Source organism: uncultured Streptococcus sp. (assembly GCF_963545685.1).
Classification (GTDB): domain Bacteria; phylum Bacillota; class Bacilli; order Lactobacillales; family Streptococcaceae; genus Streptococcus.
In genome coordinates this window covers 1-11,412 of sequence record NZ_CAUUKN010000046.1, presented here as the reverse complement: position 1 = coordinate 11,412, position 11,412 = coordinate 1, and the positions used below count along the sequence as shown (strand labels likewise).

At 38.2% G+C, this 11,412-nt stretch carries 10 protein-coding genes; all 10 read left to right on the top strand.

Annotated features, from left to right (window positions below):
* Positions 1-1,083: redox-regulated ATPase YchF (gene ychF / locus RWZ99_RS07590; protein ID WP_314677614.1), on the top strand; the 1,083-nt coding region annotated here is incomplete at its 5' end.
* Positions 1,084-1,155: 72 nt separating this feature from the next.
* On the top strand, positions 1,156-1,725 hold the full coding sequence (pth, locus tag RWZ99_RS07585; protein ID WP_314677611.1) for an aminoacyl-tRNA hydrolase: 570 nt from the start codon (positions 1,156-1,158) through the stop codon (positions 1,723-1,725).
* On the top strand, positions 1,718-5,224 hold the full coding sequence (mfd, locus tag RWZ99_RS07580) for a transcription-repair coupling factor (protein WP_314677608.1): 3,507 nt from the start codon (positions 1,718-1,720) through the stop codon (positions 5,222-5,224). The genes pth and mfd overlap by 8 nt, the downstream gene beginning before the upstream one ends.
* A gap of 185 nt (positions 5,225-5,409) precedes the next feature.
* A complete protein-coding gene (locus tag RWZ99_RS07575; RefSeq protein ID WP_314677605.1) occupies positions 5,410-5,685 on the top strand; it encodes an RNA-binding S4 domain-containing protein in 276 nt (91 codons plus the stop codon).
* On the top strand, positions 5,669-6,040 hold the full coding sequence (locus RWZ99_RS07570; RefSeq protein ID WP_002886276.1) for a septum formation initiator family protein: 372 nt from the start codon (positions 5,669-5,671) through the stop codon (positions 6,038-6,040). The genes RWZ99_RS07575 and RWZ99_RS07570 overlap by 17 nt, the downstream gene beginning before the upstream one ends.
* On the top strand, positions 6,040-6,171 hold the full coding sequence (locus tag RWZ99_RS07565; protein WP_314677601.1) for an SP_0009 family protein: 132 nt from the start codon (positions 6,040-6,042) through the stop codon (positions 6,169-6,171). The genes RWZ99_RS07570 and RWZ99_RS07565 overlap by 1 nt, the downstream gene beginning before the upstream one ends.
* Positions 6,168-7,460 carry a serine hydrolase gene (locus RWZ99_RS07560; protein ID WP_314677598.1) on the top strand — a complete coding sequence of 431 codons (1,293 nt, stop codon included), beginning with the start codon at positions 6,168-6,170 and terminating at the stop codon, positions 7,458-7,460. Before RWZ99_RS07565 ends, RWZ99_RS07560 begins: the two co-directional genes overlap by 4 nt.
* Positions 7,460-8,725 (top strand): tRNA lysidine(34) synthetase TilS, encoded by a 1,266-nt coding sequence (gene tilS / locus RWZ99_RS07555; protein WP_314677596.1) that lies wholly within the window; start codon positions 7,460-7,462, stop codon positions 8,723-8,725. Before RWZ99_RS07560 ends, tilS begins: the two co-directional genes overlap by 1 nt.
* Positions 8,726-8,806: 81 nt before the next feature.
* A complete protein-coding gene (gene hpt, locus RWZ99_RS07550) occupies positions 8,807-9,349 on the top strand; it encodes a hypoxanthine phosphoribosyltransferase (protein WP_314677595.1) in 543 nt (180 codons plus the stop codon).
* A gap of 15 nt (positions 9,350-9,364) precedes the next feature.
* The gene (ftsH, locus tag RWZ99_RS07545) at positions 9,365-11,344 is read left to right on the top strand and encodes an ATP-dependent zinc metalloprotease FtsH (protein ID WP_314677593.1); all 1,980 of its coding nucleotides are present in this window, start codon (positions 9,365-9,367) and stop codon (positions 11,342-11,344) included.
* Positions 11,345-11,412: the final 68 nt, after the last annotated feature.

The window sequence follows — 11,412 nt, the reverse complement described above, 5'->3', positions numbered from 1 at the left end:
AACGTTGGTAAATCAACTCTTTTCAATGCAATTACAAAAGCAGGTGCGGAGGCTGCTAACTATCCTTTCGCAACAATTGATCCGAACGTTGGTATGGTTGAAGTACCAGATGAACGTTTGACAAAATTGACTGAACTTATCACACCTAAAAAGACAGTTCCAACTACATTTGAGTTCACAGATATTGCGGGTATCGTAAAAGGAGCGTCAAAGGGTGAAGGTCTTGGAAATAAGTTCTTGGCTAATATTCGTGAAGTGGATGCGATTGTCCATGTCGTTCGTGCCTTCGATGATGAAAATGTTATGCGTGAACAAGGGCGTGAGGATGCCTTTGTGGATCCGATGGCTGATATCGATACAATCAACCTAGAATTGATTTTGGCTGACCTTGAGTCAATTAACAAACGTTATGCGCGTGTCGAAAAGATCGCTCGTACTCAAAAAGACAAAGATTCTGTGGCAGAGTTTAATATTCTTCAAAAGATTAAACCAGTTCTAGAAGATGGTAAGTCTGCCCGTACAATTGATTTTACTGAGGAAGAACAAAAAATTGTTAAGGGACTCTTCCTCTTGACAACGAAACCAGTGCTTTATGTGGCTAACGTTGATGAAGACCAGGTCGCAAATCCTGATGATATTGATTACGTGAAGCAAATTCGTGAGTTTGCAGCGACTGAAAATGCAGAAGTAGTGGTTATTTCGGCTCGTGTTGAGGAAGAAATTTCTGAGTTGGATGATGAAGATAAGGAGATGTTCTTGGAAGACCTTGGTTTGACAGAGTCAGGAGTCGATAAACTAACACGCGCAGCATATCATTTGCTTGGTCTTGGAACTTACTTCACTGCCGGTGAAAAAGAAGTCCGCGCTTGGACCTTTAAACGAGGGATCAAGGCTCCACAAGCAGCTGGGATTATCCACTCTGACTTCGAGAAAGGTTTTATCCGCGCTGTAACAATGTCGTATGATGATTTGATTAAATATGGCTCTGAGAAAGCTGTTAAAGAAGCTGGACGCCTTCGTGAAGAAGGAAAAGAGTATGTTGTCCAAGATGGCGACATCATGGAATTCCGTTTCAACGTTTAGAAAATAAAAAATAGTGCACAAGGCTGAAAAGTATTTTTCAGTCCTTTTGCTGTTTATCAAAGAGGAGAAATAATGACAAAATTAGTAGTTGGATTGGGAAACCCTGGTTCAAAATACCATGAGACACGTCACAATGTTGGTTTCATGGCTATCGACCTAATGGCTAAAGAACTAGGTTTAACCTTTTCTGAGGAAAAGACTTTTAAGGCTGAAGTGGCTTCAACCTTTTTAAACGGTGAGAAAGTTTATTTTGTTAAACCAACAACTTTTATGAATCTATCTGGTCTAGCTGTGAGAGCATTGCTAGCTTATTACAATATTCCTATGGAGGATTTTATCGTCATTTACGATGATTTAGATATGGAAGTTGGGAAATTGCGCTTTCGTCAAAAAGGTTCAGCAGGTGGTCATAATGGTATTAAATCTATCATTGCTGAAACTGGAACTCAAGAATTTGATCGTATAAAAATTGGTATTGGTCGTCCACAGAAAGGAATGACGGTCGTTAATCATGTTCTTGGAAAATTTAGTGAAGACGATTATGCCACAATTTTACTTACTTTAGACAAGGTAGAGAGAGCCCTCAATCATTACCTAAAAACAAATGATTTCGAAGACACCATGAGGCGCTATAATGGCTAATACGATCTTAGAGCTTTTTGAGAAGAATCATCAATTGCTTGAGTGGCGTGATAAGGTAAGCTTATTGAGTAGGCAATTGGTCATGGGATTTTCTGGTTCTAGTAAGGCAGTTGTTATGGCATCTGCCCTTTCTAATCAGGTTCCTAAGATTTTTATAGTTACCTCAACACAAAATGAAGCTGAGCAATTAGTAGGAGATTTGTCAGCTATCTTAGGAGAGGATAAGGTTTATTCTTTTTTTGCGGATGATGTATCAGCTGCTGAATTTATCTTTGCTTCACCAGAAAAAACTCATTCCCGTCTTGAAAGTCTTAACTTTTTAATGGATAAAGAGGCGAGTGGGGTCTTAGTTACGAGTTTAGTTGGTACTAAGTTACATTTGCCTAATCCTAAGGTTTATAAGGACTCTCGCATAGACTTAACACTAGGGGAGGAACATGATTTAGAGGCTCTCAATAAACATCTAACGCATATTGGGTATCAAAAAGTAGAGCAAGTTATTTCACCTGGTGAGTTTAGTCGTAGGGGCGATATTTTAGATATTTACGAACTGACTGCAGAGTTTCCCTACCGTTTAGAGTTTTTTGGAGATGAGATTGATGGTATTCGTCAGTTTGATAGCGATAATCAGAAATCTTTAAACAATTTAGACCATGTTATCATTTCACCGGCGGATGACATTATTTTAACAAGAGAAGATTACCAACGTGCCGAGAATGTCCTGAAAAGTGCAGTCTCGAAGTCAGACGGTCCTCATAAGGCTTATCTTGAGGAAGTTCTATCAGTGACGATTGATGGTTACCGTCATAAAGATTTACGTAAGTTTTTGTCTCTCTTTTATGACAAAGCTTATACCTTATTTGACTATCTTCCAAAGGGAACCCCTGTATTCATTGATGATTTTCAAAAGATAGTGGACCGTCACGGACGTCTTGAGTTGGAAGTAGCTAATCTTTTAACTGAGGATCTTCATCAGGGCAAGTCTCTGAGTCATCTAAACTACTTTGTGGATTCATTTAAGACTTTACGTAACTATCAGCCAGCTAGCTTCTTTTCTAATTTTCATAAGGGATTAGGAAATCTTAAATTTGATAAGTTGTATCAATTCACACAATACCCTATGCAGGAGTTTTTCAACCAATTTCCACTACTGATTGACGAAATTCATCGTTATACTAAGAATAAGGCAACGGTTATTTTACAAGTAGGGTCTGAGAAGCAGCTCAAATCTTTGAAGGAAACCTTGGAAGAGTACAATCTAGATTTACCTCTTAGTAGCTTTGGAGATTTGATACCTCATAAGGCTCAACTAGTCCTAGGAAACTTATCGAACGGTTTTTATTTTGCAGATGAAAAGGTTGTTCTGGTCACTGAACGTGAAATTTTTCATAAAAAAGTAAAACGTCGTACGCGTGCTAGCCATGTTTCTAATGCTGAGCGTCTTAAAGACTATAATGAACTTGAAAAAGGTGATTATGTTGTACACCAGACTCATGGTATCGGACAATTTAAAGGCATTGAGACAATTGAAATTAAAGGGGTGCATCGTGACTACTTGACCATCCAATATCAGGATGCAGCTACAATTTCTTTGCCTGTTGAGCAAATTGAGAGTCTCTCTAAGTATGTGTCGGCAGATGGTAAAGAGCCCAAAATTAATAAACTTAATGATGGGCGTTTCCAAAGGACCAAGCAAAAAGTAAGTAAGCAAGTAGAGGATATTGCCGATGATCTCTTAAAACTCTATGCCGAGCGTAGTCAACTTAAAGGATTTGCTTTTTCAACGGATGATGATAATCAAAGAGATTTCGAAGATGATTTTGCCTACGCTGAGACAGTGGATCAACTGCGTTCCATTAAGGAAATTAAGGCGGACATGGAGTCAGACAAACCCATGGATCGTCTCTTGGTTGGTGATGTTGGTTTTGGTAAGACAGAGGTAGCCATGCGTGCTGCCTTCAAGGCGGTCAATGATGGGAAGCAAGTTGCTGTCCTAGTTCCTACCACAGTTCTTGCCCATCAGCATTATTTGAATTTTAAAGAGCGTTTTGAAAATCATGCTGTTGAGGTAGATGAACTCAGTCGTTTTAGGAGTAAAAAAGAGCAAAATGAGACTATTGAAAAACTAGCTAAAGGGCGTATTGATATTATTATTGGTACCCACCGCCTGCTGTCTAAAGATGTTAAGTTTTCTGATTTAGGCTTGCTAGTAATTGATGAAGAACAACGTTTTGGCGTGAAGCATAAAGAGAAACTTAAGGAGTTGAAAGCTAAAGTTGATGTCCTTACTCTAACTGCGACCCCTATTCCTCGTACGCTTCATATGTCTATGTTAGGTATTCGTGATTTGTCGATTATTGAGACAGCACCTACCAACCGTTATCCAGTTCAAACTTATGTTATGGAAACCAATCCTGGTCTTATTCGAGAAGCGATATTAAGAGAGATGGACCGAGGCGGTCAGATTTTTTATATTTATAATCGTGTTGAAACCATTGATCAAAAAGTTTCTGAACTGCATGAGCTAGTCCCTGAAGCACGTATCGGATTTGTTCATGGTCAGATGAGTGAGGTTATGTTGGAGAATACCCTCTTGGATTTCTTGAATGGTGATTACGATGTTTTGGTAGCAACGACCATTATCGAGACAGGAATTGATATCTCCAATGTTAATACACTTTTCATTGAGAATGCGGACCATATGGGCTTGTCTACCCTTTATCAGCTAAGAGGTCGTGTGGGACGTAGTAATCGAATTGCCTATGCCTACCTCATGTATCGTCCTGACAAAGTGTTGACGGAAGTCTCAGAGAAGCGTTTGGATGCTATTAAGGGCTTTACAGAACTGGGATCAGGTTTCAAAATTGCCATGCGTGATTTATCGATTCGTGGTGCTGGGAATATTCTCGGTGCTTCGCAAAGTGGTTTCATCGACTCAGTTGGATTTGAAATGTACTCGCAACTCTTGGAAGAGGCTATCAATAAGCGTCAAGGTAAAACTCAGGTTCGTCGAAAAGGAAATGCAGAGTTCAATCTTCAGATTGATGCTTACCTCCCTTCTGACTATATTTCTGACGAGCGCCAAAAAATTGAAATTTATAAGCGTATTCGTGAAATTGAGAATCAGAAAGACTATCAGGACCTTCAGGATGAGCTGATTGACCGCTTTGGAGAATATCCAAATCAAGTTGCCTATCTCATTGAGATTGGCTTGGTTAAGGCCTATTTAGATGCTGCCTTTGCAGAATTAGTCGAGCGTAAAAACGATACTATCATTGTTCGTTTCGAAACAGTTTCTCTAAAATTCTTCTTGACACAAGACTATTTCGAAGCTATCTCTAAAACGAATTTAAAGGCAAGAATTAGTGATAACCAAGGCAAAGTAGAGATTATTTTTGATGTTCGTAACAAGAAAGACTATGAAATCCTTGAAGAATTAAAGATTTTTGGTCAGACATTTATGGAAATCAAAAAACGTAAAGAAAAAAAAGAAGCTTAAGGAAAGTTTAAGTAAGTCTCTATATACTATAAAACATCCTAAAACTTTTCTTTTTCATAAATCTCCTGAGAGGGTCGACTAGTGTCGATCCTCTTATTTTTGTGTTTGAAAAGGCTTTAGTCACCTATTTTCTAAAAAAAATGCTATCATAGAAGAGATATCCTAACGAAAAGGAAACAGTAACATTGAGATTAGACAAATATTTAAAAGTATCACGAATTATCAAACGCCGTCCAGTGGCTAAAGAAGTAGCTGATAAAGGGCGTATTAAAGTAAATGGTGTACTCGCTAAGTCATCTACAGATTTGAAAATCGGTGATCAAGTGGAAGTTCGTTTTGGAAATAAACTTTTGACTGTTCGTGTTCTAGAAATGAAAGACAGTACGAAAAAAGAAGATGCAGCAAACATGTATGAAATTATAAGTGAAACAAGGATTGAAGTGGATGAGCAAGAAGCCTAATATTGTACAACTTACTAATGATTACATTGATAATGCCAATCAAGAGCAACGTTTAGAGCGTGCCGAACACGAACAAAGGAATCGCTTCATGGGGTGGATTCTCTTTGTGGTTGTTTTACTCTTTATCTTGCCAACTTATAATCTAGTTGAAACTTATATGAACATTAAACAGCAAGAGAAGGAAGTCTTGTCATTACAGAAAGACTATGATAAATTGTCAGACCAGACAAAGGAACGAAAGGATTTGGCTAAGAAACTTAAGGATGATGCTTTCGCGGAGAAATATGCGCGTGCGAAGTATTACTATTCACGTGAAGGAGAGTCTATCTATCCTGTACCAAGCTTATTACCCTAATGAAAGATTTACTTAAAACTGTAGAAACTTTTTTAACCTATTCAGAAGCTAAGTTAGAGGAACTATCAGAAAAAAATCAGCAACTTAAAACGGATGTACCGAGGAAAGAGGAGGTGAAGAAACAAGCATGAAAAAGCTCTTAATAGCTGCAACTGCTGTGCTTGTATCCTCCAGTCCTATAGTACTACTTCCTATGGAGAAAGAGCAGACTCTGACTCCAAATCAGGTCAAAAAGTTGTCTCAAAATACTACAGCTAGCTTGAGTCAATTTAAACAGATTCCTAAAAATCCAAGAACGATAACAACTATCCTAACTTATAAGAACAAGGAATTAACAGAATTTAAAACTAGTATCCAAGCAGATACCAAACTATCGATTTCTGCTATTTTTTGGAATGCTAATGGTGAACCTGTTTTCCAACTTCAAGATGGTGATTATGTAGCCGCTAGTCAGAAGTCAATTATTGATGATAGTGTCTATAATCAAAAAATAGTAGACATGACCTTCTGGACTAAAGATGGTCTAACAGTTTATAAAGAACCCTACGTTTTAGGAACTGAAACAGCTGACACTAAACTCGCTAGTTTCAAACCGATAAAGGTTAGCCGAGTTGCCCAGACCCATGCTGGAACCTATTATTTAGCAGATGGAGAGGGGTGGATTAATGCTTCTGACTTGTCAACTACGGATAATCGTATCGAGGATGTCCAGAAGGTTCTTAATGAGAAGTATAACAATCAAGAGCACATCTCAGTTTATGTCAAGCAGCTTGATACAGACCGCGTAGCAGCTATCAATGACGAAAAAAGCATGTATGCAGCTAGCGTAGCCAAGTTAGGTGTACTCTATTATGCACAGGAACGTCTGTCTCAAAAGAAATTATCATTATCCGATGAGTATCAATATACCTCTGCTGTGAATGGTTTTCCAGGTGCTTATGATCCAGATGGCTCAGGAAAGATTAGTAAGATGCCTGATGACAAGAATTATAGCTTGGAAAACTTGTTAAAGGCTGTAGCCCAAAATTCAGATAATGTAGCGACAAATATCTTAGGTTATTATGTAGCCAATCAGTATGATAATTCCTTCCAAAAATCAGTAGATAAGGCGTCAGCAACCTCATGGAATATGGATAAAAAAGAGTTAACTGCTAGAGCAGCAGGTACTTTGATGGAGGCTGTTTATAGGCAAAATGGGGATATTATTAATTATCTTTCAAGTACAGACTATGATGGCGAACGTATTTCAAAAAATATTGATGTCCCTGTTGCACATAAAATAGGGGATGCCTACGACTTTAAACATGATGTCGCTATTGTCTATACAGATTCTCCCTTTATTCTATCGATTTTTACAGATAAAGAAGGCTATGACAAAATCACCTCGATTGCAGATGATGTTTATGGAATTTTAAAATAATGACAGAAAAATTGTTGCAAATGATGCAAGCAAAAGGTTATTTTAACCAGCACAAGAAAATTTTAGTAGCAGTATCAGGTGGAGCAGACTCGATGAGTTTGCTGCACTTTTTGTATAACCATCAAACAGATTTGGATATTCAGCTGGGCATCGCTCACGTTAACCATAAGCAACGGCAAGAGTCGGAGTACGAAGAAAATTATTTACGTCATTGGGCAAAGGAACATAAGGTCCCTTTTCACTACAGCGCATTCTCAGGAAAGTTTTCAGAAAATGCCGCCCGTACTTTTCGCTATGATTTTTTTAAGCGAATTATGAAAGAAGCTGACTACTCTGCTCTTGTCACAGCCCATCATGCTGATGATCAGGCTGAGACAATTTTTATGAGATTGTTGAGAGGAAGTCGTTTAAGACATCTGAGTGGGATTTTTGATGTAAGACCATTTGGTACTGGTCAGATTATTCGTCCCTTTTTGCATATTCCGAAAGCTCAACTTCCCACAACCTTTCATTTTGAAGATAGGAGTAATTCTTCTTTAACCTATCTCCGAAATCGCATTAGACTGACATATCTCCCTACTCTATCTCAGGAAAATCCTAAATTTAAGGAGCATCTTTGTCTTCTAGCAGATGAGATTGCCCTTATGGGAAAAGCATTAGAGGAGTTAACGAAGGATATTACTATAACCGATTTGTCTGTTTTTCAACAACAAACAGATGCTGTTCAACTCCTTCTTATTCAGAGTTATTTAGAATCCTTTCCTGATTTACAGCTTTCAAAAGGTCAGTTCAATCAATTGATGAGTTACCTAAGAAAAAAAAATTCAGGAAAGCTACCACTAAAAAATGGTTATGTATTAGTCAAAACACAGACGGATTTCTTAATAACCAAAGAAGAGTCGATCAGCCTAACTCCCCCAAGCCTCCTAGAATTTGGAAAATCTATTGTGTTTGAGGAACACAAATTGACTTTTTCTGAACCACATGACGTTTCTAACGTGGATACTATTAATATTTGGTCAGATGCCCCGATAGTGATTCGTCATAGACAAGAAGGTGATATGATTGACTTGGGGACTCACCACAAAAAATTAAGACGATTGTTCATAGACAATAAAATTTCAGAGAAAGATCGTCAAAAAGCTATTATAGGAGAACAAGATGGTCAGATTATTTTTATCTATGTTGCGGGGCGTCTCTATTTGAAAAAAAGACCTGAAAATGCTATACTTTATGGCACTGTTGTCATTTATAAGAAATTCTAATCAAATACCATGTTAAAATAACGATGATTGAATTAAAAGTGGTATAATAAGAGAATATTGACTTCGAGAAAGGGAAACCAAATGTTAGAAAAAGACATTAAAAAAATCCTCTTTTCCCAAGAGGATATCGTAACTAAAACTAAAGAGCTAGGTCAACAACTGACAAGGGATTATGCAGGAAAAAATCCCCTTTTAGTATGTGTGTTGAAAGGTGCTGTTCCATTTATGGCAGAACTTATCAAACATATTGATACACATATTGAGATGGACTTTATGGTCGTTTCCAGCTATGGTGGCGGGACTGTCAGCAGTGGTGAAGTAAAGATTCTTAAGGATGTAGATACTAATGTCGAAGGAAGAGATATTATCTTTATTGAAGATATCATCGATACGGGTCGTACGCTCCTTTATCTTCGAGACATGTTCAAATACCGCAAAGCAAGCTCAGTAAAAATAGCAACTCTTTTTGATAAGCCAGAGGGTCGTGTCGTGGATATTGATGCTGATTATGTATGTTATGATGTCCCTAACGAATTTATTGTTGGTTTCGGACTAGACTATGATGAAAAATACCGTAACCTTCCTTACGTTGGTGTCCTAAAAGAAGAAATTTATAATAAGTAAAGGGCTAATTAACTTATGAATAATAAAAATAATAATGGCTTCTTACGAAATGCTTTCCTATACATCGTAATGATTATTGCGGTTGTAACGGCAGTACAGTATTTTGCTGGAGGAAGTCAAAGTCCAAGTCAACAATTGTCTTATACCCAGTTGGTTAAGAAAATTGAAGATGGTAAGGTAGAATCAATTACCTTTCAACCTAATGGTAGTATCATTGAAGTTAAAGGAAACTACAAAAAGGCTGAGAAGGTTGATAATGACCTAAGTTTGCCATTTTTAAGTGGAACATCGTCAGAGACGCAAAGTTTTACATCAACTGTGCTTCAGAATGAAACGACAATGCAGGCATTACAGTCAGCTTCAGAAGAAGCTAATGTTAATGTCAAAATGATACGTGAAAGTTCAAGTGGTACCTGGATTTCGTATCTCTTTAGTTTTCTTCCTTTGATCGGTATTGCTATTTTCTTCATTTTTATGATGAATCAAGGTGGTAACCGCGGTGCCATGAACTTTGGCCGTAATCGTGCTAAAACCCAGTCAAAAGAAAATATTAAAGTTCGCTTTACAGATGTAGCCGGTGCAGAAGAAGAAAAAGAAGAACTTGTAGAAGTAGTAGATTTCCTCAAAAATCCACGTAAATATAAAGCTCTGGGTGCACGTATTCCTAAAGGAGTCCTCCTCGAAGGCCCTCCAGGAACAGGTAAAACCCTCCTTGCTAAAGCTGTGGCTGGTGAAGCTGATGTACCATTCTTCAGCATCTCAGGTTCTGATTTTGTAGAAATGTTTGTCGGTGTCGGAGCTAGTCGTGTTCGTAGTCTGTTTGAAGATGCTAAAAAGGCAGAGCGTGCTATTATCTTTATTGATGAAATTGATGCTGTTGGTCGTCGTCGTGGGACCGGAATGGGAGGTGGCAATGATGAGCGAGAACAAACCCTCAACCAATTATTGATAGAGATGGATGGGTTTGATGGTAATGAGAATATTATTGTCATTGCTGCAACCAACCGTAGTGATGTTCTTGATCCAGCTCTTCTACGTCCGGGACGTTTTGACCGTAAAGTTCTTGTCGGACGCCCAGATGTAAAAGGTCGTGAAGCCATCTTGAAAGTACATGCTAAGAATAAACCATTGGCTGAAGATGTTAACCTTAAGGTTGTTGCTCAGCAAACTCCAGGATTTGTTGGAGCTGACTTAGAGAATGTCTTGAATGAGGCCGCTTTAGTTGCGGCACGACGTAGTAAGACTAAGATTGATGCTAGTGATATTGATGAAGCAGAGGATCGTGTCATTGCTGGTCCATCTAAGAAAGATCGCCAAGTTTCGGAACATGAACGTAAAGTTGTTGCCTACCATGAGGCTGGTCACACGATTGTTGGATTAACACTTTCTAGTGCTCGTGATGTTCACAAAGTTACTATTGTTCCACGAGGTCGTGCGGGCGGCTATATGATTTCTTTACCAAAAGAAGATCAAATGTTGTCATCTAAAGATGAACTAAAAGAACAGTTAGCGGGCTTGATGGGAGGCCGCGTTGCAGAAGAAATTATTTTTAATCTTCAAACTTCTGGTGCTTCCAACGACTTTGAGCAGGCAACACAATTAGCACGTGCAATGGTTACTGAATATGGTATGAGTGAAAAACTTGGACCAGTCCAATATGAGGGGAACCACGCGATGAACCCAGGTCAATTTACGACAGAGAAGTCTTACTCAGCTCATACAGCTCAACTTATCGACGAAGAAATTCGATCACTGTTAGTTGAGGCACACGACAGAGCAGCTGAAATTATCAATGCAAACCGAGAAACCCATGCTCTCATTGCAGAAGCTTTGCTTAAGTATGAAACACTTGACGCAGCACAAATTAAATCAATTTATGAGACTGGTAAGATGCCAGTAGATTCTCTTGAAGATTCAGAAGAAGATAACCATGCTTTATCTTTTGATGAAGTTAAAGAAAGACTTGAAAACAAAAATAAAGATGAAGAAGAGTAGAATTTTTCTACTCTCAGAACGTAGACAAACGTCATTTTTGGCGTTTGTCTTTTTGTTGTATTTTCGAA